The 24,247-nt window shown below is 62.6% G+C and carries 30 protein-coding genes; 22 read left to right on the top strand and 8 right to left on the bottom strand.

Annotation, left to right across the window (positions count from 1 at the left end):
* Positions 1 to 22: 22 nt before the first annotated feature.
* Positions 23 to 937: a flagellar motor protein MotB gene (locus tag BLT42_RS04440; RefSeq protein ID WP_091767426.1), complete on the bottom strand. Its 915-nt coding sequence runs from the start codon at positions 935 to 937 to the stop codon at positions 23 to 25.
* A 138-nt stretch (positions 938 to 1,075) separates the two neighbouring features.
* Here BLT42_RS04440 and BLT42_RS04435 point away from each other — a divergent pair, with 138 nt between their 5' ends.
* Complete coding sequence (locus tag BLT42_RS04435) at positions 1,076 to 1,489, top strand: flavin reductase family protein (protein WP_233342311.1); 414 nt, start codon at positions 1,076 to 1,078, stop codon at positions 1,487 to 1,489.
* Here the strand turns inward: BLT42_RS04435 and BLT42_RS04430 are convergent.
* Positions 1,471 to 3,798 (bottom strand): penicillin acylase family protein, encoded by a 2,328-nt coding sequence (locus BLT42_RS04430; protein WP_091767419.1) that lies wholly within the window; start codon positions 3,796 to 3,798, stop codon positions 1,471 to 1,473. The two genes, BLT42_RS04435 and BLT42_RS04430, sit on opposite strands and share 19 nt — an antisense overlap.
* Before the next feature lies 1 nt (position 3,799).
* Between BLT42_RS04430 and BLT42_RS04425 the strand changes: the two genes are divergently transcribed.
* From BLT42_RS04425 to BLT42_RS04410, 4 genes are read left to right on the top strand one after another with little or no spacing between them, the layout of a single operon-like run.
* Positions 3,800 to 4,729 carry an NAD(P)-dependent oxidoreductase gene (locus tag BLT42_RS04425; RefSeq protein ID WP_143024045.1) on the top strand — a complete coding sequence of 310 codons (930 nt, stop codon included), beginning with the start codon at positions 3,800 to 3,802 and terminating at the stop codon, positions 4,727 to 4,729.
* 4 nt (positions 4,730 to 4,733) lie between these two features.
* The gene (locus BLT42_RS04420; protein ID WP_091767413.1) at positions 4,734 to 5,756 is read left to right on the top strand and encodes a TIGR00341 family protein; all 1,023 of its coding nucleotides are present in this window, start codon (positions 4,734 to 4,736) and stop codon (positions 5,754 to 5,756) included.
* On the top strand, positions 5,753 to 6,307 hold the full coding sequence (locus tag BLT42_RS04415) for a hypothetical protein (RefSeq protein WP_091767409.1): 555 nt from the start codon (positions 5,753 to 5,755) through the stop codon (positions 6,305 to 6,307). The genes BLT42_RS04420 and BLT42_RS04415 overlap by 4 nt, the downstream gene beginning before the upstream one ends.
* A complete protein-coding gene (locus tag BLT42_RS04410) occupies positions 6,304 to 6,933 on the top strand; it encodes a trimeric intracellular cation channel family protein (RefSeq protein WP_091767406.1) in 630 nt (209 codons plus the stop codon). Before BLT42_RS04415 ends, BLT42_RS04410 begins: the two co-directional genes overlap by 4 nt.
* A gap of 56 nt (positions 6,934 to 6,989) precedes the next feature.
* On the opposite strand, the gene BLT42_RS04405 is transcribed toward BLT42_RS04410, so the two are convergent.
* From BLT42_RS04405 to hemB, 5 genes are all read right to left on the bottom strand, one after another.
* A complete protein-coding gene (locus BLT42_RS04405) occupies positions 6,990 to 7,466 on the bottom strand; it encodes a GNAT family N-acetyltransferase (RefSeq protein WP_091767403.1) in 477 nt (158 codons plus the stop codon).
* 245 nt (positions 7,467 to 7,711) lie between these two features.
* Entirely contained in the window at positions 7,712 to 8,038 is a 327-nt protein-coding gene (locus BLT42_RS04400; RefSeq protein ID WP_091767400.1) for a hypothetical protein, read from the bottom strand.
* 155 nt (positions 8,039 to 8,193) lie between these two features.
* On the bottom strand, positions 8,194 to 9,360 hold the full coding sequence (locus tag BLT42_RS04395) for a trans-sulfuration enzyme family protein (RefSeq protein ID WP_233342310.1): 1,167 nt from the start codon (positions 9,358 to 9,360) through the stop codon (positions 8,194 to 8,196).
* Positions 9,357 to 9,878 (bottom strand): hypothetical protein, encoded by a 522-nt coding sequence (locus BLT42_RS04390; protein WP_091767397.1) that lies wholly within the window; start codon positions 9,876 to 9,878, stop codon positions 9,357 to 9,359. The genes BLT42_RS04395 and BLT42_RS04390 overlap by 4 nt, the downstream gene beginning before the upstream one ends.
* Positions 9,879 to 9,920: 42 nt before the next feature.
* Positions 9,921 to 10,904, bottom strand: coding sequence for a porphobilinogen synthase (gene hemB / locus BLT42_RS04385; protein WP_091767395.1), 984 nt, complete (start codon positions 10,902 to 10,904; stop codon positions 9,921 to 9,923).
* Between the two features lie 109 nt (positions 10,905 to 11,013).
* Between hemB and BLT42_RS04380 the strand changes: the two genes are divergently transcribed.
* The 9 genes from BLT42_RS04380 (at position 11,014) to BLT42_RS04340 (ending at position 17,517) form a co-directional block, all read left to right on the top strand.
* Positions 11,014 to 12,150 (top strand): isobutyryl-CoA dehydrogenase, encoded by a 1,137-nt coding sequence (locus tag BLT42_RS04380; protein WP_091767565.1) that lies wholly within the window; start codon positions 11,014 to 11,016, stop codon positions 12,148 to 12,150.
* A 71-nt stretch (positions 12,151 to 12,221) separates the two neighbouring features.
* Positions 12,222 to 12,626, top strand: coding sequence for a hypothetical protein (locus BLT42_RS04375; protein ID WP_091767392.1), 405 nt, complete (start codon positions 12,222 to 12,224; stop codon positions 12,624 to 12,626).
* A 52-nt stretch (positions 12,627 to 12,678) separates the two neighbouring features.
* On the top strand, positions 12,679 to 12,942 hold the full coding sequence (locus tag BLT42_RS04370; RefSeq protein ID WP_091767389.1) for a type II toxin-antitoxin system Phd/YefM family antitoxin: 264 nt from the start codon (positions 12,679 to 12,681) through the stop codon (positions 12,940 to 12,942).
* Positions 12,930 to 13,364, top strand: a complete 435-nt coding sequence (locus BLT42_RS04365; protein ID WP_091767386.1) for a type II toxin-antitoxin system VapC family toxin — start codon at positions 12,930 to 12,932, stop codon at positions 13,362 to 13,364. Before BLT42_RS04370 ends, BLT42_RS04365 begins: the two co-directional genes overlap by 13 nt.
* Positions 13,361 to 14,422: an enoyl-CoA hydratase/isomerase family protein gene (locus BLT42_RS04360; protein ID WP_091767383.1), complete on the top strand. Its 1,062-nt coding sequence runs from the start codon at positions 13,361 to 13,363 to the stop codon at positions 14,420 to 14,422. Before BLT42_RS04365 ends, BLT42_RS04360 begins: the two co-directional genes overlap by 4 nt.
* Positions 14,423 to 14,466: 44 nt before the next feature.
* Positions 14,467 to 15,360, top strand: coding sequence for a 3-hydroxyisobutyrate dehydrogenase (gene mmsB / locus BLT42_RS04355; RefSeq protein ID WP_091767381.1), 894 nt, complete (start codon positions 14,467 to 14,469; stop codon positions 15,358 to 15,360).
* A gap of 66 nt (positions 15,361 to 15,426) precedes the next feature.
* A complete protein-coding gene (locus BLT42_RS04350; protein ID WP_091767378.1) occupies positions 15,427 to 15,918 on the top strand; it encodes a MarR family winged helix-turn-helix transcriptional regulator in 492 nt (163 codons plus the stop codon).
* 125 nt (positions 15,919 to 16,043) lie between these two features.
* Positions 16,044 to 17,267, top strand: a complete 1,224-nt coding sequence (hemA, locus tag BLT42_RS04345) for a 5-aminolevulinate synthase (RefSeq protein WP_091767375.1) — start codon at positions 16,044 to 16,046, stop codon at positions 17,265 to 17,267.
* Positions 17,268 to 17,280: 13 nt separating this feature from the next.
* Positions 17,281 to 17,517 (top strand): DUF6898 family protein, encoded by a 237-nt coding sequence (locus BLT42_RS04340; RefSeq protein ID WP_091767372.1) that lies wholly within the window; start codon positions 17,281 to 17,283, stop codon positions 17,515 to 17,517.
* A 19-nt stretch (positions 17,518 to 17,536) separates the two neighbouring features.
* Here BLT42_RS04340 and BLT42_RS04335 read toward each other — a convergent pair whose 3' ends face one another.
* Positions 17,537 to 17,959 (bottom strand): Ros/MucR family transcriptional regulator, encoded by a 423-nt coding sequence (locus tag BLT42_RS04335; RefSeq protein ID WP_091767369.1) that lies wholly within the window; start codon positions 17,957 to 17,959, stop codon positions 17,537 to 17,539.
* A 273-nt stretch (positions 17,960 to 18,232) separates the two neighbouring features.
* Here BLT42_RS04335 and glyA point away from each other — a divergent pair, with 273 nt between their 5' ends.
* The 8 genes from glyA to thiL are packed head-to-tail and all read left to right on the top strand — an operon-like array spanning position 18,233 to position 24,236.
* Positions 18,233 to 19,540 (top strand): serine hydroxymethyltransferase, encoded by a 1,308-nt coding sequence (glyA, locus tag BLT42_RS04330; protein ID WP_091767367.1) that lies wholly within the window; start codon positions 18,233 to 18,235, stop codon positions 19,538 to 19,540.
* A 9-nt stretch (positions 19,541 to 19,549) separates the two neighbouring features.
* Positions 19,550 to 20,053 carry a transcriptional regulator NrdR gene (gene nrdR, locus BLT42_RS04325; RefSeq protein ID WP_091767365.1) on the top strand — a complete coding sequence of 168 codons (504 nt, stop codon included), beginning with the start codon at positions 19,550 to 19,552 and terminating at the stop codon, positions 20,051 to 20,053.
* Positions 20,050 to 20,628, top strand: a complete 579-nt coding sequence (locus BLT42_RS04320; protein ID WP_091767362.1) for a RibD family protein — start codon at positions 20,050 to 20,052, stop codon at positions 20,626 to 20,628. Before nrdR ends, BLT42_RS04320 begins: the two co-directional genes overlap by 4 nt.
* Positions 20,628 to 21,239: a riboflavin synthase gene (locus BLT42_RS04315; RefSeq protein ID WP_091767359.1), complete on the top strand. Its 612-nt coding sequence runs from the start codon at positions 20,628 to 20,630 to the stop codon at positions 21,237 to 21,239. Before BLT42_RS04320 ends, BLT42_RS04315 begins: the two co-directional genes overlap by 1 nt.
* Positions 21,236 to 22,354: a 3,4-dihydroxy-2-butanone-4-phosphate synthase gene (ribB, locus tag BLT42_RS04310; protein ID WP_091767356.1), complete on the top strand. Its 1,119-nt coding sequence runs from the start codon at positions 21,236 to 21,238 to the stop codon at positions 22,352 to 22,354. The genes BLT42_RS04315 and ribB overlap by 4 nt, the downstream gene beginning before the upstream one ends.
* The gene (gene ribH / locus BLT42_RS04305) at positions 22,354 to 22,785 is read left to right on the top strand and encodes a 6,7-dimethyl-8-ribityllumazine synthase (protein ID WP_091767353.1); all 432 of its coding nucleotides are present in this window, start codon (positions 22,354 to 22,356) and stop codon (positions 22,783 to 22,785) included. The genes ribB and ribH overlap by 1 nt, the downstream gene beginning before the upstream one ends.
* A complete protein-coding gene (gene nusB / locus BLT42_RS04300; RefSeq protein ID WP_091767350.1) occupies positions 22,782 to 23,264 on the top strand; it encodes a transcription antitermination factor NusB in 483 nt (160 codons plus the stop codon). The genes ribH and nusB overlap by 4 nt, the downstream gene beginning before the upstream one ends.
* A gap of 3 nt (positions 23,265 to 23,267) precedes the next feature.
* Positions 23,268 to 24,236, top strand: coding sequence for a thiamine-phosphate kinase (gene thiL, locus BLT42_RS04295; protein ID WP_091767347.1), 969 nt, complete (start codon positions 23,268 to 23,270; stop codon positions 24,234 to 24,236).
* Positions 24,237 to 24,247 lie beyond the last annotated feature (11 nt).

Genomic DNA, 24,247 nt, shown 5'->3' with positions numbered 1-24,247 from the left:
GGCGCAGTGCCGGCATTGCTGATCAGAGTTCGTGACCGGCCGGCAGGATCGGCGCTTCGCGCAGCAGGACGATCGAGATGCGGCGATTGCCCGGCATGAAAGGATCATCGGGATAAAGCGGTTCCGAGCCAGCCTTGCCGCGCACTTCATAAATGCGGTCATCGCTGATCCCGGATTCCTGGACCACGGCCCGCGCGGCATTGGCGCGGTCGGCGGAGAGATTCCAGTTGGTATAATTCCCGCTGCCGGCGGGACCCGAATCGGTGTGACCGGAGATGGACAGCCGGTTCGGCAGGCGTTCGGCGATGGCGGCGATGGCGTTGAGCAGGGTGATGGCCCGGGGGTTCGGCTCGGTCGCACCGGGGGCGAACATCGGCCGGCCTTCCTGGTCGATCAGCTGGATTCGCAGACCTTCCGGGGTGATGTCCATGATGACATGGTTGGACAGTTCGGCCAGTTCCGGCATGGACTGCATGGCCTGGCGCAGCGACATGGCCGCGCTCTGGAACAGGGCGTCCTCGCGGCGCTGTTGCGCCTGCGCCATGGCGGACTGAGTGACATCCGGCGAGTCGGTGGTTTCCGATGTCGAAGCCGGCGTGGCCTGCTGGCTGTCGTCATTATCCTGGGGCACAGTCGGGGCGAGTCGGCGCACCATGGAGGCGTCGCCATTGCCCTGCACGCCATCCTGGCCGGGCGTTGTGCCGCCGAAGGGCTGTCCGGAACCGGAGGTGGAGGGGCTGACGCTGGCCGGAGCGAAATAGTCGGCAATGCCGCGCTTTTGTTCTGGTGTGGTGGTGTTGATGAGCCACATCAGCAGGAAGAAGGCCATCATCGCGGTCACGAAGTCGGCATAGGCGACCTTCCAGGCGCCGCCATGGTGTCCGCCTGCGACCTTGGTGATCTTCTTGATGATGATCGGCCTGTCATTCGCCGCCATGTCTACCCACCTTGTTTAATCTAACCCAACTCCTGTAGACCGTTAACGTTAAGGGCAGGTTTCGAGCCGGACTGCGAAGGGAAGACTTTGATTGATAACCGCGCATTCCGAGACGCACTGGGGTGTTACCCGACAGGCGTGACCATTGTGTCGACCTATTCCGGTGGCGCGGCCCTGGGCATGACGGTCAATTCCTTCGCCTCGGTCTCGCTCGACCCACCGCTGGTGTTATGGTCGATCGAGCGCACAACGCATCGCTATGACCTGCTGCGCAATGCCCGCGATTACGCGATCAATATCCTCGCCCATGATCAGCGCGAAATGGCCGAGGCCTGCGCCCAGGACGCGGATCTCGCTCTGTGCGGTGCGAGCTGGAGCGGCGATGTCGCGCCCCTGATTGACGGCGCCGTTGCGCGGCTGGTCTGCCGCCAGCATGCTGTCCATGCCGGCGGTGATCACGACATCATCATTGGTGAGGTCATCGCCCTCGATACGCCGCGGAGCGTGCCCTCGCTGGTCTTCGTGCGCGGCGGTTACGGCGAGGCGGGCTGAAGCCGCAGCCGACGGGCACCGTCGGGCATTGTCTCCGGCGTCCAGTCTGTGCGCACCTGGACATATTCGCCCCGGCCCCAAAGCGGTGCCAGATCGTCATAATGGCGTGAGAGCACATTGCCCGACTGGCCGGTCGTGATCATGAAGCGCGAATTGTCCAGATCCGACAGATCATACAGCGAGCGGTATGAGGCAGCGTGGGTCACGGCATAGCCGGACTGGCGGAAGGAGAAGGGCGCGACATTGACCGTCGACCCGTCGCCCGGCACCGGTGTGGTGATGGTGAACCAGTCCTTCAGGATCGGGAAGCTGGAGAAGGGCGTATGGTCGCTGCGCGCATAATGCACATCGCCCCACTGCCAGGACGCGATATTGCGGCCCTGGGAGGCCACCGTATTGGCGACGGCATCGTCGAGCGAAGCCCCCAGCAATTCATGGCAGGTCTCGATATCATCGGTGAGGATATTGTCGCACCAATGGCCCAGATCGCCAGTCAGGACATCCATCATGAAGACACGCCGATCCGCATACCAGCGATTGAATTGCGTCCCGAGTTCATCGGCATAGACGCGCCGCTGCAACTCGACCATCCAGGCTGAATAGATCAGCGGTTCCGGCCGGTCGACGGCCATGTCGGCATCCCAGTCCTGCAACAGGGCGAGGGCGTCCTGCCCGGCGGTCGTCAGGGGTTCGGCGGTCCGCAGGACCGGCAGGATGCGCAGGGCCATGTCGGAGACCGTGTCGACCTGCAGCGCCTGCAGGCTGTCGAGATCATGGCGCGGCTGTGCTTCGATGCCATGATAAATCCGGCGAATGCGGCTGACGCCATACCATTCGCTGGACAGGTGATGCGGGTAATTGTCCGGCACGATCATGTTGTTGGCCGTGGCGATGAAGCCGCGCCCGGGATTGCGTGTGTGCGGCAGTTCATCGAAGGGAATGGTCGAGACCCACGCGCCGGCGGCGTCGCGGACCGGAATGCGGGCCGGGGCGTAGAAGCCGATATCGCCATCCGTGGCGGCAAACACCATGCTCTGTTGCGGCGCCACGAAACTGCGCACCGCGTCCACGAAATCATCCCAGCCGCGACCATCGGCGATTGCCATGCCGACGCCGGGCGTGCCGTCATCGGGCTCGTCGAGCATCCATTGCAGAGCAAAGAAATCGGCACCATCGGGCAGGGCGTAGTCGAAATGTTCGGGGTCGAGCACCGGGCCGGTGGCGGTTTCGCGGCGCGTGATGGTGACATCATCGCCAAAGCGCACCTGGATGATCTCGTCGCGCGTGCCGGTGACATCGGCCTGGGTCGCGGGATGCAAATCACCTACATCGGGCCCGGTATTGGTAAAACCCCAGGCGATATGGTCATTGCGTCCGAGCGTCACGAAAGGCGTGCCGGGCAGGGTGGCACCCACGGTGGAGCCCTGCGGCGTGGTCACGCGGGCCAGATACCAGATATCCGGCGCCCGCAGGCCCAGATGCGGGTCATTGGCCAGGATGGGCGCGCCCGTCGTGGTGCGGCTGGCGGCCAGAACCCAGTTATTGGAACCGTCGCGGCCGGGATCTTCCGGACCGATGGCGGGCGGCGGGCTCTCGACAGCAGCCGGGGCAGGCGCATCCGTCAGGCCCAGATCGGCCATGCTTAGCGAACGCGGCGCGTCGGCGGGATAGCGGCCAATGAATTCCTCGGTGCGCTCGGCGCCGAGCGCGGCTTCGAGCGCGCTGCGGGCCGGTTCCTGGAAGGCATTTCCGAACAGGTCGAGCGCGATGGCCTTGAAGACGGTGACGGTGTCGGCGGGTGTCCACGGCTCCGGTGCGACCATCAGGATCTGGTATTCCGGCGGGGCAACATAGCCCGGTGCGGTGATGACGGCGTTGACGCCATCGCTATAGGCGTCCAGGGCGGCCTGCACGTCGGCGGGCAGATTACCGATCGTTTCCTCGGCAACACTGGCCAGCCCCATGGTCCGGAAGAAAATATCCGTATCCAGCGCATCGGGGCCGAGAATTTCGGCAAGCCGACCGCGAATCGCGCGGCGGGTAATCTCCATCTGCCACATCCGGTCCTGGGCATGGGCCGTGCCGAGGGCGAAATAGGCGTCGTGGGAATTGCTCGCGAAAATATGGGGCACGCCATAGCTGTCGCGCACGATATCGGTGGGCGCGTCCAGTCCCGCCAGTTCAAGCGTGCCGCTGGTCTGTGGCAGCGAGGCGTAGAGCCGGTTGGCGAAGACGAGCGCGAAGACGATTATCGCCGCGACAAGAAGGCCGGCAGCGATGCCGCCGATGCGCAATACGGATTTGATCATGATGACTTGCTCCCCTGTGCGCGGGAGACTAGCAAGGGGAAAGTTGAATTGGGAGTGGTCAATGGCACGGTGCGCATTTTTGGGTCTTGGCGTGATGGGCTTTCCGATGGCGGGCCATCTGGTGAAGGCCGGGCATGAGGTCAGAGTCTGGAACCGGACCGCCGCCAAGGCGGATGCCTGGGCGAGCCGCCATGCAGGGCAGGCCGCAGCGACGCCGCAGGCCGCTGTCGCCGGTGCCGATTTCGTCTTCTTCTGCCTGGGCGATGATCCCGATGTACGCCTTGTCGCTGAGCAGGTGATTCCGGCCATGCAGCGCGGCGCCATTCTGGTGGATCACACGACTGCCTCCGCGGAACTGGCGCGCGAGCTTGATGCCCAGGCCCGCGAGGCCGGTATCGGCTTTGTCGATGCGCCGGTATCGGGGGGCCAGGCCGGCGCCGAGAACGGGCAATTGACCATTATGTGTGGCGGCAGCGAGGCTGATTTCGCCCGCGCGGAGCCGGTGATGGCCGCCTATGCCAAGGCGGCCTCGCTGATCGGCCCGGCCGGTTCGGGACAATTGGCCAAAATGGTCAACCAGATCTGCATCGCCGGCATCGTCCAGGGCCTGTCGGAAGGTCTCAATTTCGCAAAGCGTGCGGGGCTCGATCCGGCCAAGGTGATCGGTGCGATCTCGAAAGGGGCAGCCCAGTCCTGGCAGATGGAAAATCGCTGGGAGACGATGGTCGCCGGCAAGTTCGACTATGGCTTCGCCGTTGACTGGATGCGCAAGGATTTGCGCATCACGCTGGATGAGGCGGGCCGCAATGGCGCCGAACTTCCGGTCACGGGCATGGTCGACCAGTTCTACGCCGAAATTCAGGACGCGGGCGGCAGTCGCTGGGACACGTCGAGCCTGATCTTCCGCCTCGATTTCCCAGGGAAGGGCTGACGCCATGCGCCTGTTTGAACTGAGCATGGACGATGGCGACCGGGTCGGGCCTGTGCATCAGGCGGTACTCGCGACCAATCCGCTCGATTGCAGCCTGACCGATGTCGATAGCGGCGGACGGCGGCTGATGCGTATGGTGTTCAATGAAGGCGACGGCCAGAAGGCCCTCGACACGATTTCCACCATGCTGGAGCATCAGGAGGGCTGGCGCCTGGTGGTCTTGCCGGTCGAGGCCAGCCTGCCGAAGCTCGAGGCCGAGCCCGATCCCGAGGTGAAGAAAAAGATCCGTACGGTCGCGCTGCGCGAGGAGATTTATCAGGACATCCAGGCCGGCACCAAGCTCGATCGCGATTTCCTGATCCTGACCACGCTCTCGACCATTGTGGTCGTGTTCGGCCTCGCCGCCGACAATGTCGCCGCCGTGATTGGCGCGATGGTGATTGCCCCCCTGCTGGGACCGATTCTGGCCTTCGCCCTTGGCTCGGCGCTGGGTGATTTCGCCTTGATGACCAAGGCCACGCGCACGGCGCTGTCGGGCCTGTTTCTCGGCATGGCGATCTCGGTCGTGATCGGTCTGGTCTTCGACGTCAATCTCGGCTCGGCCGAACTGACCAATCGCACGATAGTCGGGCTCGACTCGACGGCGCTGGCGCTGGCCTCCGGTGCGGCTGCGGCGCTCTCCATCGTCGCCGGCCTGCCGTCGACCCTGGTCGGGGTGATGGTTGCCGTGGCGCTATTGCCGCCCGCGGCATCGACCGGCCTGTTTGCCGGCTCGGGTGAGTTCTCCCTCGCCGCGCGCGCGGGCCTCTTGCTGATGATCAATATTGTCAGCGTCAATCTGGCAGCCCTGCTGGTCTTCTTCTTCAAGGGCGTGCGGCCGCGCACCTGGCTGGAGCGCCGCTCGGCCAAGCGCTCGGTCTATATCAATGCTGCCGTCTGGGCGGTGCTGATCGTGGCGCTGACCGCAGTGGCGGTGTATTTGACGGTTCCGGGTGTGCCCGAAGTGCCGGGTGTGCCGCGGTCATGAAAGACGATGAGATGACCTCAACCAGGACGGCTGACGCGACCGGTTTGATCCGCACCGACGCCATGGCGATGGGCGTGTGGGAGCGGCTGACCCGGAACTTCACCACATTGCGCCTGATCCTGTTTGCCGGTTTCTCGCGGCGCAGCCTGCACCATTTCGGCAATGACCAGCTCACGCCGCTCACACAGGCGAGCCACTGGAAGATCGGACTGGGCCTGCTTGGCGGGCTGGATGACGCCCAGATCGACTTTCTCAAGACCTATGCCGAGCTGAATGCCGGAAAGGTTGACCGGACCTTTCGAGCCTATGCCCTGTTGATGGTGACCCTGCCAGTTGGTGCAACCATCGGGATCAATGAGATCGATCCGGAAATCTGGACCCGGCTCGGCTTCAGCCAAATCGATTCCGTGATCGTGATTTTGGGGGTGTGGGCGATCGCGGTCGGGGTTTTGATGGCGGCGGCCTGGCGTGCCCGCGATCTGGCCGATCTGCTGATTTTCGAGCAGGCACGGCGCGTTCTGGTCCGTGCACACAGGACGTCACAGGCATGAATGTCGGCACCGTCTTCCTGATCCTCGATTTCGCCGGGATCGGCTTTTTCGCCTTCTCCGGCGGCATGCTGGCTGCGCGCAAATCACTCGACCCTTTCGGTGCCGCGATCCTCGGGGCCGTCGCCGGCATGGGCGGCGGTACCTTGCGCGATGTGTTGCTGGGCGAATTGCCGGTCTACTGGATTGTCGAGCCGAAATATCTCTGGATCGCGCTCGGCGGCGCCTTGCTGGGCTATTTCCTCGCCCCCGGTGCGCAATGGCTGGCGACACGCCGCATCGTCCTGATCTGGGCCGATGCGATCGGGCTGGCGGTGTTCTGTGTTCTGGGCGCGCGTGCAGGCCTGGACGCCGGCGCCCACTGGACGATTGCGCTGCTCACTGGCGTGATGAGTGCCGCCTTTGGCGGGCTGCTGCGCGATATCATCGTCAATGATGTGCCCCTGGTCCTGCGCGAGGATATCTATGCGCTCGCGGCCCTGGCCGGCGCGGCCGCCTATGTCACTGGCATGGCGCTCGGGCTCGATCCGAGCTGGGTGACGATCGGTGCGGCCCTGTTCGCCTTCGTTCTGCGTGGCTGCGCCATCCAGTTCAAATGGTCGCTGCCGGCAATCACGATTGGCGATTAGCCGCCGGTGCAGGACAAGACCCGGCACCGCCCTGCGGCGAGGCCGGGTCCCTCTGCCTAGTCCTTGCGTTGCTTGGTCATGCGCACCATCGCGATCCCGTAATCGGGGTCGGTGAAGGCTTCCTGCATCACCCAGCCATGCTTGGCGTAGAAGTCGACCGCTTGCCGGTTATCCCGGAAGCTCTCGAGGCTGATCTCACCATGATCGGCGAACAGGATGGTCTCGGCCTCGGACAGGAGCGCCGAACCGACGCCGCTGCGATGATGGTCGAGGGTCACCATCATCAGATCGACCGCATTGCCGCGCAGGGCGCAGGCCCCGATCACTTCGCCGTCCAGAACGGCGACGCGGGTGAAGGTATTGCGATCACGATAGTATTGCGGCACTGCCCCGGAGGCGATGTAGCCCTCCACCATATCGGCCCCGATGATATCGGGATATTTGACCCGGATCGTCTTGTAGGAGAGGGCGGTCAGGGGCTCGACATCGTCCGGCGTGGCGGGACGAAGCTGGATATTTTGCGTGTTTTTCAATGGTCTGTTCCTGAAATAGAAAAGCGATCCGCGCCGGGGCGGCCGGGCGGAATGGGGTTTTCAAACCAGCCCGCTGCGTCAGCGGGCTGTATCAGGACTCAAGTATGAGGCGCATAAACGCTCCGGTTGGTTGAGCGGGCTGGATAGGCTTGGCCGCCGATGCAGTCAAGCCGGACCGGGAACGAAACGAGCTCCGGACCGGGGTCCGGAGCTCTTCGCGGTCTTTGGTCTGACCGGGGCGGTGCCTATTCGCTCGACATGCCGGGAATGAGGCGTTCGGCCGTGGCCATGACGATCACCATCAGCGATGCGGCGGACAATACGGCGCCGTAATTGCTGAAGATCGCGGTCAGATAGGTGCCAACCGTCGGGATGGCGCCCAGGGCTGAAGCCCCGCCGACCGCAAGGAAAATGGCGGCCAGGATGACAGCGCGGCGATGATCGCCCTTGATGAAGAAGCCGCAAACCAGGCCGAGAATGGCCAGGATGAGGCCGGCCATTTCGAAACTGACGAAGGCGAAGATAATCGCGACGACGGCCCCGATGGCCCAGATGATCTTGTCCAGTGACATGAGTTTCTCCCCAGAGTGTTTATTGGAAAACTACGCACTTGAACCACAACATAGGGCAGACGTTACGCCCGATGCTGATCGGGGCGCAAGCTTAAACCGTCAACATGTAGTGGAATGCTACGGAATGCTCTCAATATATAGGGCTGACCTTTGGGTCAGCCCTGCGCCGGTGCCAGCGCTTGCTCCAGATCGGCGAGCAAATCCTCGGCCCGTTCCAGCCCGACCGAAACGCGCACCAGATCATCCGGTGTCGGACTGGCGGGACCCTCGATGGGCTTGCGATGCTCGATCAGACTTTCCACCCCGCCCACCGAAGTGGCCTGAATGAAGAGCTTTGTGCCCGAAGCCAGCTTGCGCGCCGCGTCATAGCCGCCCTTGAGCCGCAGCGAGAACAGGCCGCCAAACCCGTCCGTCATCTGGCGCGCCGCGATGGCGTGGCCGGGATGGCTTGGCAGGCCGGGATAGAGCACGGCGTCCAGAGCCGGGTGGCCGGAAAGTTTCTCGGCCAGGAACATCGCGGTTTCGCTCTGGCGGGCAAACCGGACCCACAGCGTACGCAGACCGCGCAGCATCAGCCAGGTCTCGAAAGCGCCGGGAATGGCGCCGGTGCGGGTATGGATCTCGGTGATCTTGGCCCAGCGATCATTGAGCTCACGTGTGGCCAGAACGCCGGCGAGCACATCGGAATGGCCGTTGATATATTTCGTCGCCGAATGCATCACGATATCGGCGCCCAGGCTCAGCGCCTGGGTGGTGCAGGGCGGGGCACAGGTTGAGTCGATCGCCAGCGTCGCGCCCGCCGCATGGGCAATTTCGGCGCTCGCCGCAATATCGACAATCGCCCAGGACGGGTTGGCCGGGCTTTCAATCCACACCAGATCGGTGCCGGGCTTGCAGGCGGCTTTCAGCGCCGCGGTATCGCCCGGCGAAACCAGATCAAGCGTGATCCGCCCCTTGGCGGCGGCGCGTTGGAGCAGCGCCTTGGCGCCATAATACATCTCGCTCTGCGCCACGACATGGCCGTCCGTCGGCACACTCTCGACCACCGCCGCAATCGCCGCCATGCCGGATGCGAAGAGTTTGGCCTCCGGTGCGCCCTCCAGCATCGCCAGCACCCGGGCAGCCTGGAATTCATTCGGCCCGGCCGGGCGGCGATAATCCGTCTCGCCGATCAGCTGATTATCGGCATCACGCGCAAAGGTCGTCGCCGGATGGATCGGCGGGATCACGGCACCGGTGGCGGCGTCGATGGCGTGCATCGCCTGGGCGGTGAGGGATTCGCGGGAAGGGGAGGTCATCATTTTGGGATCAAAACTGGTCATCTCAGCTCCGCAAAGAGACTGGCTTCGGCATACTCCCGTATGCGAAATAGAACGTCGGGTCCTCCGATGTCTTGATACTCGAAGGCTTTATCTCCGACGTTCCGGAGGTCTACTCGGATGCCCCCGAATTCGTATTCCCGGGCGTACCGTTTTTTCCTCAAATCCCATTTTGGCTCGGAGATGTCATGGGCGAAAGCATTGCGAATTTGATATGTTAGCGCGACGCACTGATCTTGTTCACTTTGGATCGGATCAGGGAGGGTGATTCCAGCCTCCTCCCGTGATCGATTCAACGTGATAGCAGCGGCGCCGAACGCGACGCAAAGCTGGTTCTGGAACGCCAAAATGAAATCGTTCTCATTATCGAATATGCGATCAGGCAATACGAGGATTTGACCATCTTCCTGGAAGGTGACCGGAATATCTAGTTTTCCGAAATCAATATTGCCGTCGAGAGCGTAGTTGTAGAGCTTCCACGCGAAGGCGAGTTGGGCAAATGCGGTTGGTAGATATCTCATGGTCTTAGAACGTTCCCAACAATTGGCCTTAATGCTTGTTGATCAGCCATTGAGCGCCATCGCCGCCCGCTTCGCATAATACGTCACAATCCCGCTCGCCCCGGCGCGCTTGAAGGCCAGCAGGCTTTCCAGCATGCAGCGCTCGCCATCGATCCAGCCATTGGCGGCAGCGGCCTCGATCATGGCGTACTCGCCGGAGACCTGGAAGGCGAAGACGGGGATGTCAAAATTATCGGCGAGCAGGCGCACGATATCGAGATAGGGCAGGCCCGGCTTGACCATCACCATGTCGGCGCCCTCGGCGATGTCGAGCTCGACCTCGCGCAGGGCTTCGGCGGCATTGCCGGGATTCATCTGATAGGTCTTCTTGTCGCCCTTCAGCGCTGCGGCCGAGCCGATCGCCTCGCGATAGGGGCCGTAAAAGCCCGACGCGTATTTGGCGGCGTAGGAGAGGATCATCGTATTGTAATGGCCCTCGAATTCGAGCGCTTCGCGGATGGCGCCGATACGGCCATCCATCATGTCGGACGGGGCGCAGACATCGCAGCCGGCCTCGGCCTGGACCAAGGCCTGTTCGATCAGACGCTCAATGGTGGCGTCATTATCAATCGTCTCGCCATCGAGCACGCCGTCATGGCCGTGGGTGGTGAAGGGGTCGAGCGCGACATCGCAGATCACGCCGAGATTGGGCGCGGCCTCCTTGATGGTGCGAATCGCGTTCGGGATCAGCCCGTCGCGATTGACGGCTTCGGTGCCGTCCTCATCCTTTTTGGCGGGGTCGATATGCGGGAAAATGGCCAGCGCCGGTATCCCCAGCGCCTGCGCTTCCCTGGCCGCCTTGGCGAGGCCCTTCAGCGTCAGGCGCTCGACGCCGGGCATGGCGGCAATCGGCTCGGGTGTGTCCTGGTCGGTGATGACGACTGACCAGATCAGGTCGTTGGCGGTGAGGGCGTTTTCCTGCACCAGGCGGCGCGTCCAGTCATGCTGGCGCAGGCGGCGAAGGCGGGTGGCGGGGAAGAGGCCCATGATACTGTCCTTGTCTCGTCAAACATCACAAACTTGCGGCACGAACTTGCGGCTTTGGCGCGGTCACGATACGCCATGCCAAACACTCATAGCCGACAGGATGCCCGCTGTGCACTTCGCTCTCACTGAAGATCAGATACTGATTCAGGACGCCGCCCGCAATTTCTCGAACGACCGCCTCAAACCCAATGCGGCAAAGTGGGATGAGGACAAGCATTTCCCGGTCGACGCGCTGCGCGATGCTGCGGCGATGGGCTTTGCCGGTATCTATACCCGCGAGGATGTTGGCGGCTCCGGCCTGTCGCGCCTCGATGCCTGCCTGATTTTCGAGCAATTATCGCGCGGATGTGTCGCAACCGCGGCCTTCCTGTCGATCCACAATATGTGTTCCTGGATGATCGACACCTGGGGCACGGAAGAACAGCGCCAGCGCTTCCTCCCCGACATGATGTCGATGGACAAGATCGCTTCCTATTGCCTGACCGAGCCAGGTGCCGGTTCCGACGCCGCGAGCCTGCGCACCAAGGCCGTGCGCGATGGTGATCACTACATCCTCAATGGCGCCAAGGCCTTCATCTCCGGCGCCGGGACATCCGACTATTACATCGTCATGTGCCGCACCGGCGGCGATGGCCCCAAGGGCATCTCGACCCTTGTCGTCGAGAAGGACACGCCCGGCCTCACCTTCGGTGCCAATGAAAAAAAGATGGGCTGGAATGCCCAGCCGACCCGGATCGTCAATTTTGCCGATTGCCGCGTTCCCGTCGCCAATCGTCTGGCCGACGAAGGCATGGGCTTTACCCTGGCGATGAAGGGTCTCAATGGCGGCCGCATCAATATCGGCGCCTGTTCGCTTGGCGGCGCCAGCGAAGCGCTCGATCTGGCGCTGGACTATGTCTCGACGCGGCAGCAATTCGGCCGCCCGATCGGCCAGTTCCAGGTCTCGCAATTCAAGCTGGCTGACATGGCAACCGAGCTGGAGGCCTCGCGCCTCATGCTCTATCGCGCCGCCGCCTCGGTCGATGCGAATGACCCCTCGGCCGCCAAATATTGCGCCATGGCCAAGCGTTTTGCGACCGATGCCTGTTTCGACATTGCCAACCAGGCGCTGCAGCTGCATGGCGGCTATGGCTATCTCAAGGATTATCCGATGGAGCGCATCGTGCGCGATCTGCGGGTGCACCAGATCCTGGAAGGCACCAATGAAATCATGCGCGTCATCATCGCCAAGGATTTGATGCGATAGGAGCGTTTGTCGCAAAAGTGGGAACCGGTTTTGCGGTTCGAAATGTGACCAGGCGAAGAGCAGGAGCCGGCATGACTGAAGACACACCCCAGCGGACGTTCGGCTCCTCCATGGAGGCCTTTGAACATGCCTGTGCCGAGCACGACACCTTGATCGTGCCGGAGCATCCGATGCTGGCCATGGTGCTGGAATCCGTCGCGGAGGGTGGCCTGCGCGATGAAGGCGATGGCTGCGCGGAGCTGACCCTGAAAGTGGCATCGGAAGACGGTGGTTTCGTGGTCATTTCTCGCACCACTTTTGCCCCGAAACAGGCGCTGCAGCCCGGTGATCTGGTGTGCTGGGTGCCGCTGCAGCAGGACGCCGAACTCGCCGCCCGTGCGCCCGACGCCCGCTTCGGCTGGGTCGGTCTGGTATTCGCCTCGTTTGAGCCGGAATGGGTCGAGGACGAATGGGTGGTGCGCGAGTTTTTCGAATGACGCACGCGCTCTGATTTGCTATTCTGACTATGTTTATGGTCAGAGGTGCGGCATGCTTGAAGTCGGTGTTCTGGAAGCCAAGACACGCCTGTCGGCGCTGCTCGATGCTGTCGAGCGCGGCGAGGGGCCGATCGTGATCACCCGCCACGGCAAGCGCATTGCCGTACTGTCGCGTGAAGAACCCTATGTCGACAAAAAGCTTTCCGGCGCAGAACTGGTGGCAAAGCTGAAGGCATTCCGCGAAACGCAAAAGCCCTGTCCCGAGCTCGACGGACTGAGCTGGGAAGAGTTCCGGGCTGACGCGTGGCGGAGTTAAAACCGCTCGTCGTTGATGCGTCTGCCGCGCTCGCCTGGGTGCTGCGGGCGCAGGCAGGGCCGCGCAGTGACGCTTTCCTCGATGAGCTGCCTCGCTATCGGTTGATTGCGCCGGATGTCTTCGCCTGGGAGACCGGGAATTTGCTGCGCCGTTCGGCGGCGCGCGGCAGCGTCGAATTGGCGGCCACCCTTGGCGAACTCCATGACCTGCATATCACAGTTCTTCCGCCGCGCTTTACTGGCCAGATCTTTGAACTGACGGCCTTTGCAAGGGCCGCGGGGCTCAGCCTGTTTGACGCCGCCTATCTCGCGCTCGCCATCGAATCCGGCGGCGAACTGGCATCGAGGGACAAAGCCCTGTTGACGGTGGCGCGGGCAAACGCCATCCCTTGTCATGATTTGAGCGAACCGAGTGGATCATGACCCAAGAACCCGAAATCATCGCCCGCAAATGTGGCCATGTCGGCCGCATTACCCTCAACCGCCCCAAGGCGCTCAATGCGCTGACCCATGGCATGTGCCTCGCGATGATCGAGGCGCTGCAGGTCTGGGCGCAAGACGATGCCGTGCAGGCCATCGTCGTTGACGGGGCCGGGGAGAAAGGGTTTTGCGCCGGCGGCGACATCCTCAAGCTTCATGACAGCGGCAAGGCCGGGAATGATGACGCCTGGCTGTTCTGGCGCGATGAATACCGGCTCAACACGCTGATCCATCACTATCCCAAACCCTATGTCGCGCTGATTGACGGCATCGTCATGGGCGGCGGTGTTGGCGTTTCAGTGCATGGTTCCCACCGCGTCGCTGGTGACAGGACCATGTTCGCCATGCCGGAAACGGGCATCGGCTTTCACCCCGATGTCGGCGGTGCCTGGTTCCTGCCGCGACTCGATGGCGAGATCGGCACCTGGATGGGCCTGACCGGCGCTCGCCTGAAGGCGCCTGATTGCATCGCGGCGGGTCTGGCCACGCATTACTGTCCGTCGGCGCAGACCGAAGCCCTGATTGCAGCGCTTGAGCGCGCTGATCTTACCGGTGAGGACGCGCTGGAAGTCCTGCTCGAGGAGTTCTCCGGCGATCCCGGTGACAGCGATCTGGCGCTGACACGGACGCTGATTGACGCTGCCTTCGCTGGCGACAGCGTCGAGCCGATGATCGAACGGATGACGGCGGCCGGTGATGCCTGGTCGATTAAACAGCTCAAAATCCTTGCGGGGAAATCACCGACGGCGCTCAAACTCACCCTGGCCGCCCTGCGCGCCGGTGCGGACCTGAGCTTTGAGGGCGTGATGCGGCAGGATTTGCGCTTGAGCGCCTGGTGTCTGACCGGCACGGATTTCTATGAAGGTGTCCGCGCTGTCATCATCGAGAAGGACAATAAGCCGGTCTGGTCGCCGGCCAGTTTGAGCGAAGTCGACGATCTGGCGGTCGCTGCGGCATTCGCGCCGCTTGACGACGCGCATGAAATGACTTTCCTCGACTGAGGCCAACGGCCCGGCGCACAGCAACATAATTCGGGAGATTTCACATGGCGATCATCGCATTTATCGGCCTGGGCAATATGGGTTCCGGCATGGCGGCCAATCTCGTCAAGGCGGGCCATGAGGTGCGGGCTTTCGATCTCAGCGCTACCGCCCTGGCGCACGCGGTTGAAAGCGGGGCCAAGGCAGCGAAATCGACCGCCGACGCCGTGTCCGGCGCTGCTGCAGTCGTCACCATGCTGCCGGCGGGCAAGCATGTTCGCGCCGTCTATGCCGGCGATGTCTTCCCGAATGCCGCCCCCGGAACGCTCTTCCTCGATTGTTCAACGATCGACGTCGACAGTGCCCGCTTCGTCGGCAAGGCCGCCGTCGATCAGGGTTTCCGCTTCGTCGATGCTCCAGTGTCCGGCGGAGTTGCCGCTGCGGCGGCCGGCACGCTGACCTTCATGGTCGGCGGCGCGGAGGCCGATTTTGCCGTCGCCGAGCCCATCCTGCAGGCCATGGGCAAGGCAATTCTGCATGCCGGTGATACCGGGGCAGGGCAGGCCGCCAAGATCTGCAACAACATGCTGCTGGGCATCACGATGATCGGCACGTGTGAGGCGTTCGCGCTGGCTGAGAAGCTGGGCCTGGACCAGCAGAAATTCTTCGACATTTCCTCCAAAGCCTCCGGTCAGTCCTGGTCGATGACGAGCTATTGCCCGGTTGCCGGGCCGATGCCGGGCACGCCGGCCAATCATGACTACAAGCCGGGCTTTGCCACGGGGATGATGCTGAAGGATCTCAAGCTGGCCCAGGATGCGGCCCAGGCGTCCGGCGCCTCGACCCCGCTGGGTGCCCAGGCCGAGGCGCTCTACGCGATGTTCGGCAATCTGGGCGGCCAGGATCTCGACTTTTCGGCCATCTACAAGATGCTTAACGGAAGCTGGAAGGCGGATTAAACGCTCTTTAGCCTGTTGCTGTTAGGCTGCCGCCAACGATCAGAACGATCAGGTGGAGTGGTGATAATGGCATTGGCAGAAAATCTGGCCCCGATTCCGGAAACGAACACACAGTATCTCGAATTGCTGCAACTGGTTGAACGCCTGCACCGGCAATTGCTCGATGTTGTGAAGGACGAGCTGGATCGCGACAGCATGGACAATCTCAACAGCGTTCAGGCGCTGTTGCTGTTCAATATCGGAGATCAGGAATTGACCGCCGGCGAGCTGCGAACGCGGGGTCATTATCTCGGGTCCAACGTCTCCTATAATCTCAAGAAGCTCGTGGATGCCGGATATATCCGCCATGAACGCTCGGCCGTTGATCGCCGCGCGGTCAAGGTGTCCCTGACCGAAAGCGGCAATGCCGTGCGGGCCAAACTGTCGGCACTGTTTGATCGCCAGGGTGCCTCACTGGGCGCGGTTGGCGGCGTGGACGATGGCAACCTGCCAGCGGTGAATACGGCGCTGACCCGTGTCGAGCGTTTCTGGGCCGATCATATCCGCTTCCGCATGTAGCCGATTTCCTGCCGACTGTGATTTTTTGCCGGGTGCGGCGCTTCGTCCATTCGCAGCGCACGCCTTAACGGTCTATATGTCGATTCAAACCTGAATGGACGCAGCAGACCGTAAATGAGGCCGGCATGGATTACCAGAACGCGTTTGAGGCGGCCGTACGCCGTGTGAAGGCCGAGGGCCGTTACCGTGTGTTCGCCGATTTGCTTCGCCGCAAGGGTGAATTCCCGGTTGCGCGCTGGCGCGCTCCGGACGGCCAGGTCAAGGATGTCACCGTCTGGTGTTCCAATGATTATCTCGGGATGGGGCAATTGCCCTGCGTCGTTGAGTCGATGAAGAAAGCCATCGACGATGTCGGCTCCGGGGCCGGCGGCACGCGCAATATTTCCGGCACCACGCATTATCATGTCGAGCTCGAGCGCTCGCTCGCCGACCTGCACGACAAGGAAGCGGCGCTGCTCTTCACGTCGGGCTATATCGCCAATGAAGCGACGCTCTCCACCTTGGGCAAGATCCTGCCTGGCCTCATCATTTTTTCCGACGAGCTGAACCACGCCTCGATGATCGCCGGTGTGAATGGCGCGCGCTGCGAGAAGCATGTCTGGCGCCATAATGATGTCGCGCATCTGGAAGAATTGCTGGCCGCGGCCCCCAAGGACGCGCCAAAGCTGATCGCCTTTGAATCCGTCTATTCCATGGACGGCGATATCGGTCCGATCAAGGCGGTCTGTGATCTCGCCGACACGTACAACGCCCTGACATATATCGATGAAGTTCACGCGGTTGGTCTCTACGGCCTGCGCGGTGGCGGTATCGCCGAACGTGAAGGCCTGATGCACCGGATCGACATCATCGAGGGCACCCTGGGCAAGGCCTATGGCGTGATGGGCGGGTATGTTGCGGCCAATGAGATCGTGATCGATGCGATCCGCTCGCTGGCTTCAGGTTTCATCTTCACCACGGCGCTTCCGCCGGCGCTGGCCGCGGGCGCGCGCGCCAGCGTCGAATACCTCAAATCGGCGCATGAGCTGCGCGAGAAGCATCAGGAGCGCGCCGCGACGCTGAAGCTACGTCTTGCCGAGGCCGGCTTCCCGGTCATGCCGTCGGTGACACATATCGTACCGGTCCAGGTCGGCGACCCGGTCCTGTGCAAGCGCATGACCGACATGCTGCTCGACGATCACGGCATCTATGTGCAGCCGATCAACTATCCCACTGTTCCCAAGGGCACTGAGCGCCTGCGTCTGACACCGACGCCGCTGCACACCGATGCCATGTTCGACGCGTTGATCGAGGCGCTGCGCGATGTCTGGCAGCGGGCGTCGCAGCAGGATCTGGCGGTGAAGGGATGATGCCGGTGGCTCGATGAGCGGTAGCGAGATCTACATCGAAATCCAGCAGGTTGGCGGCAGTGTTCGTGTTGCCGCGGTCGACGCGGCGACTGGCGAAGAGGTTGTGTTCCAGGTGCCTGTGCGCACCACCAGGGCCGAAATCGACCAATTGGCATTGTCCAAACTGGCGTGGAAGATGGGCAAGGCCGCCGCCAAATCCCCGGACGAAAAACGGCCAGGCAAAAAGCCCGGCCGTGGTATTTCCGTCTGATCGTGAGGTGAGGGGCGCTTTATGCGTCCTTCTTGCCCCGTCCCAGCCCGATATCCTTGGCAAACTGCGAGCGCTTGCGAGAATAGGCCGGCGCCACCATTGGATAATCCGAAGGCAGATTCCATTTACGACGATAATCGTCTGGCGACATGTTGTATTGCGAACGCAAATAGCGCTTCAGCATTTTGAGTTTTTTGCCATCTTCGAGGCAGACGATGTAATCATCGCTGATCGATTTCGCGACCGGGACGGCGGGCTTGGATTTGGTTTCCTGTTTCAGTTCAACACCGGAAACTTCTTTCATCGCGGTGTGAACCGAACGAATCAGCTCGGGCACATTGTCCGCTGGCATCGAATTGTGTGACAGGTAGGAAGCGACGACATCGGTGGTCATCCGAAGCAATTCTTCCTGGTCGACGAGCATGATGTTTTCTTCTGACATTTGTTGAGCCTTTCGAATTTGCTTGGCGTTTTGGGGGGAGTTGCGCCGGATCAATAATTATCTCTTGGTTTGTATTGTGAACTGTTCGCCAGTTCAAGCAATAATCCATGAATAGCGGTAATCAGGTTTCTTGTTGGCCGGCGATCAAAATACGTACCAATCCAGTTGCCTGTTCTGAGTTTCAATGTGCCCCTGCGGTAACTCGACGCTTGTTTGTGGCGCAGACCGGCCTTATCAATCCGCCAAGCCTGTGTGCGTTGAAGAGGACAGAACATGCCGGAAGCTATTGCGACAGCCGAACCAGGGAATCGTTTTTTCACCCAGTCGGTGGTCGATTCCGATCGCGAGGTCGCGCATGCGATCCACGCGGAAATTCTCCGCCAGCAGAGCCAGATTGAACTGATTGCGTCGGAAAACATTGTTTCGCGCGCTGTTCTTGAGGCGCAGGGCTCCCCGCTGACCAATAAATACGCCGAAGGCTATCCGGGTAAGCGCTATTATGGCGGCTGCGAGCATGTCGATGTGGTCGAAACCCTGGCGATCGAGCGCGCCAAGGCGCTGTTTGATGTCCAGTACGCCAATGTCCAGCCCAGTTCGGGCAGCCAGGCCAATCAGGGTGTCTTCCTGGCGCTGCTCAAGCCGGGTGACAAGATCCTCGGTCTCTCCCTGAGCGCCGGCGGTCATCTGACCCATGGTGCGCGGCCGAATATGTCGGGCAAATGGTTCGACGCCCATGCCTATGGTGTGCGCGAGGCGGATGCCCGCATCGATTATGATGCGTTGCGCAAACAGGCCAATGAACTGCGGCCACAGATGATCATCGCGGGCGGGTCAGCCTATCCGCGCGAGATCGATTTCGCCGAGTTCCGCCGCATTGCCGACGAGGTCGGGGCCTATCTGATGGTCGATATGGCGCATATTGCCGGCCTGATCGCCGGCGGTGCCATTCCCAGCCCGACGCCGCACGCTCATGTCTGTACGACCACGACGCACAAGACGCTGCGCGGACCGCGCGGCGGCATGATCCTCTCCAATGATCTCGAGCTCGGCAAGAAGTTCAACTCGGCGATCTTCCCCGGCATGCAGGGCGGTCCGTTGATGCATGTCATCGCCGGCAAGGCGGTCGCCTTTGGCGAAGCGCTGCAGCCCGAATTCAAGACCTATGCGCGCAATGTGATCACCAATTGCCAGGCGATGGCCCAGGCCGTCACCGAGGGCGGGTACGCGATTGTCTCCGGCGGTACGGACAGCCATCTGGCGCTGATCGACCTGCGGCCCAAGGGCCTCAAGGGCAATCTCGCCGAGCAGGCGCTCGAGCGCGCCTACATGACGTGTAACAAGAATGGCGTGCCCTTCGATCCGGAAAAGCCGACAGTGACCTCCGGGCTCCGGGTCGGCTCGCCAGCGGCGACAACGCGCGGCTTTGGCGAGGTCGAGTTCCGCCAGGTTGGCGAGATGATTGTACGGGTGCTCGATTCCCTGGTGGCAAGCCCTGAGGGCGATGCCGAAGTGGAGGGCCAGGTTCGCGAAGAGGTGAAAGCGCTCACAGCCCGCTTCCCCATCTATCCAGAATTGGCCTAGGGTAGATCAATGCGTTGTCCTTTCTGCGGTCATCTCGACACCCAAGTGAAGGATTCCCGTCCGGCCGAGGACGGGAATGCCATTCGCCGTCGCCGGCAATGCCCGGCCTGCTCGGCGCGTTTCACCACGTTCGAGCGCGTGCAATTGCGCGAGCTGACGGTGTTGAAAAAATCCGGGCGACGGGTCCAGTTCGACCGTGAAAAGCTCAATCGCTCGATCCATCTGGCGATGCAGAAACGCAATATCGAACCGGAGCGCATCGAGCAGATGATTTCCGGCATTGTCCGGCGTCTCGAATCTACCGGCGAAAGCGATGTCACCTCCGACCGGGTCGGTGAAATGGTGATGGAAGCCCTGAAGAATCTCGATGCCGTCGCCTATGTGCGTTATGCCTCGGTCTACAAGGACTTCCACAAGGTCCAGGATTTCCGGGAATTCATCACCGACGAGGACCTCGCGCCCGGTCATCCGGACCCGGAAGACCAGCCGGAACAAGGTGCTGAGGACGAATGAGCGCTGGCAACCCAGCGCGTGTCACCCTCAAGCTCGCCACCTCCCTTGATGGCCGTATCGCCCTCGCCAACGGGACGTCGCAGTGGATTACGGGGCCGGAAAGCCGCGCCGAGGTTCACCGCATGCGTGCGGCCCACGCGGCGATCCTGACCGGTATCGGCACGATTCTCGCCGATGACCCGCGATTGACCGCGCGGCCCGAGGGTGTCGCCCGGCCGATCCAACCGGATATCCTGATCATGGACACGGCGGGCCGCACACCGGCCACAGCGGCTGTGCACGCCGAAACCTCGCGCTGGGTCCGCCTGTTCCGGGATCGCGATCTGGGGGCGGCCATGGCGGGATATGCCAGTGTGATGATCGAAGCGGGCAGTGCAATCGCGGCGGCGGCGCTGCAGACCGGTCTGGTCGACCGCATCGAATGGTTTCGCGCGCCGGTCGTGCTTGGCGGTGACGGGCTGGCGGCAATCGCAGCTCTGGGCCTTGAGCGGCTGGGCGCTGCGCCCACATTCCAACGTGTGAGCCTGGTCGAGCGCGGGCTTGATTTGCACGAAAGCTATGAGCGGATTTCCTGATGTTTACCGGAATTGTCACCGCGCTTGGGCGCATCCGAGCGATCAGCGGCGAGGCCGTCAAACGGTTCGAGATCGAGGGCCCTTACGCGCCCGAGGGGATCGAACTCGGCGCATCGATCGCCCATGCCGGCGCCTGTCTGACGGTGGTCGACAAGGGGCCATCCTCGTCCGGCGGCTGGTATGCCGTCGAAGTCTCGCCGGAAACGCTGCGTTTGACCACGCTGGGCGAATGGACAGTTGGCAGTGCGGTCAATCTCGAACGTGCCCTGAAAATCGGCGATGAGCTGGGCGGGCATCTCGTCACTGGCCATGTCGATGGTGTTGGCGAAATAGGCGCGCGGCGCGAGGAGGGCAGCTGGATTGTCTTCACCGTGACGCCGCCGGCTTCACTCAATCGCTTCATTGCCCGCAAGGGCTCGATCACGATTGATGGTGTCTCGCTGACGGTCAATGCGGTGACGCCCGACAGTTTCGAAGTGATGATTATCCCCCATACGGCAAGCGCAACGACACTGGGTCAGCTGCGCACCGGGGCGCGCGTCAACCTTGAGGTTGACCTCATGGCGCGCTACGCCGCCCGTCTGAGCGAATTTCCGGAGGCTTCCGCGTGAGTGATATCCCCCTGTCTCCGATCGAAGATGTGATCGAGGATGCGCGCAACGGGCGCATGTTCATCCTGGTCGATGCCGAGGACCGTGAAAATGAGGGCGACCTGGTCATTCCGGCCAAATTCGCCACGCCTGATGCGATCAATTTCATGGCCAAGCATGGCCGCGGTCTTATCTGCCTGGCGATGAGCCAGGAGCGGTGCGACACGCTCGGTCTGACCCTGATGGCCTCGGATAACCGTTCGCGGCACCAGACGGCCTTCACGGTATCCATTGAGGCCCGCGAAGGTGTCACCACGGGCATATCAGCGCATGATCGCGCCCGCACCATCCAGGTCGCCACCGATCCGGCGCTGGGCGCCGATGATATTGCCACGCCGGGTCATGTCTTCCCGCTCGTTGCCCGCGATGGCGGCGTGCTGGTTCGGGCCGGCCATACCGAGGCTTCACTCGATGTCGCGCGCCTCGCCGGCGCCGGCTCGGCCGGCGTGATCTGCGAGATCATGAATGAAGACGGGACGATGGCGCGGCTGCCAGACCTGGTCGCCTTCGCGCAATTGCACGGCCTCAAGATCGGTACGATTGCCGATCTGATCGCCTATCGTCGCAAGCATGACCGTTTCATCGAGCGCCGCCTTGAAACCGAGTTTGAGAGCGAGTGGGGCGGTCCGTTCAAACTGGTCGTGTTCCGAAACACGCTTGATGGTTCCGAGCATGTCGCCCTGGTCAAGGGCCAGCCTTCGGCCGACGCGCCGACCATGGTGCGCATGCACAAGGTCAGCTTCGTCGATGATGTGCTCAATGATGGCGGCGGCCGCGGTGGTCTGGTTGAGGCCGGCATCCGGTCCCTGTCCCGCCATGACGGGCCTGGCGTGATGGTGTTGATCCGCGAGACCAGCCATACGGCGATTGTCGAGCGGCTGGGCGCGCATCCGGCCTTGCCAGAGGATGAGCGCCATGCCCGGCGCTTGCGTGAATACGGTGTCGGCGCGCAAATCCTGCTCGATCTCGGGGTGCGGGACATGATCCTGTTGACGACCAAGCCGCAAACCATTGTCGGCCTTGAAGGCTATGGCCTGAGCGTCAGCGAAGAGCGCCATTTCCCGGAGACCCTGTGATGAGCCAGCCGCGTATCCTGATCATTGCCGCCAGTTTTTATCGCGATATCGCTGACGCCCTCGTGACCGGGGCCAGCCAGTCGCTGACAAAGGCCGGCGCCAGCTTTGAGATCGTCGAAGTGCCCGGCGCGCTGGAAATTCCGGGCGCGATCACGCAGGCCGTGCTTGGCGAAGCCGGTTTTGACGGATATGTCGCGCTGGGCTGCGTTATTCGTGGCGAGACGACGCATTATGACTATGTCTGCAGCGAATCGGCGCGAGGCCTGATGGATCTGTCCCTGCGCGGTGTCGCGGTGGGCAATGGCATTCTGACGGTTGAAAATCGTGACCAGGCGCTCAAGCGGGCGATCGACAAGGATAAGGGCGCAGATGTGGCCGGGGCCTGCCTCGCACTGATCGCGCTGAGAGACCGGTTCAGGAGAGCTCCATGAGCGCGCAGAACAATGAGACCCCGTCGGACAACCGCGCGCGCCTGCGCCGGGCAGCCCGGCTTGCAGCCGTCCAGGCCCTGTACCAGATGGAAATTTCCGGACGCGGCGCCGCCGATGTGATCGCCGAGTTTCGCGAGCACCGCTTCGGGCATGAAGGCGAGAGCGCCGATTTTGTCGAAGCCGACGAAGACTTCTTCGACGCCCTGGTTGCGGGCGTCGTCACCAGGCAGGCGACGGTTGATCTGGCGATCAATGCGCTGCTGGCCGAGGGCTGGCGCCTCGAGCGCCTCGACGCGACCGTGCGCGCGATCCTGCGGTCGGGCGGCTATGAACTATTTGAAAAAACCGATGTGCCAGCCCGCGTTGTCATCGATGAATATGTTGATGTCGCCCATGCCTTCTTCGAGGGTTCCGAGCCGAAATTCGTCAATGCCGCGCTCGACAAGTGCGCGCGCCAGGCTCGTCCCGGCGAGCTCTGAGGGATGGCGGGCAGCGGCGAGTTCGGTTTCATTCGAACGCGTCTGGCCCCGCTCGCCCGCGGCCATCCGGCCGCGCTTGACCTGACCGATGATGCGGCCGTCCTGACGCCGGCTCCCGGTTGCCAGATTGTGGCGGCCTCCGACATGCTGGTGGCGGGCGTTCATTTCCTTAAAACCGATCCGCCGGAAATCGCCGCCGAACGCGCGCTGCGAAGCAATCTGTCCGATCTCGCCGCGATGGGGGCCGAGCCGCTCGGCTATCTCAGCTCGATAGCCTGGCCAAGGGGCGTCACCCAGGCCTGGCGCGACCGCTTCGTTGACGGCCTCGCCAGCGCCCAGGACAGGTTCGGCCTTGCCTTGCTCGGCGGTGATACAACGTCAGGCCCTGGCCCGCTGACGATCAGCCTGACCCTGCTGGGACAGGTTCCCGTCGGGGCAGCGCTGCTACGCCGCGGTGCACGGGCCGGTGAGGATGTCTGGGTCTCTGGCACGATCGGCGACGCCATGCTGGGGCTGGCAATTGCCCGAGGCGAGCTGGCCGCAGACCCTGTTCTGCTTGAGCGCTATCGCCGTCCAGAACCGCGGCTGGAGCTTGGCGTCGCGCTGCGCGGGCTGGCCTCGGCCTGTCTGGACGTCTCCGACGGGCTGATCGCGGATGGTGGCCATATCGCCGCTGTCAGTGGCGTTCGGCTGGAGCTTCAAGCGAGCGAAATCCCGCTTTCCCTTCAAGCTCGCCGCTGGCTGCAGGAAGCCCCCGGCGCTGGCCTCACTGCGCTGGTGACGGGCGGTGATGATTATGAATTACTGTTCTGCGCGCCGCAGGATTGCCGCGCCGCCATCGAGGCCCTCGGCCCCCGGATCGGCCTGGTTCTGACCCGGATCGGAGCCGTCACCCAAGGGCAGGGGATCGCCCTGCTGGGGGCGGATGGTGAGGTGATGGAGACCGGCGCAGGCGGATTCACGCATTTTTGACGCGCCTCTGG

The sequence above is a fragment of the Maricaulis salignorans genome, from assembly GCF_900103475.1.
In the GTDB taxonomy this organism is placed as follows: Bacteria; Pseudomonadota; Alphaproteobacteria; order Caulobacterales; family Maricaulaceae; genus Maricaulis; species Maricaulis salignorans.
This window is presented reverse-complemented; position numbering and strand designations above follow the sequence as displayed.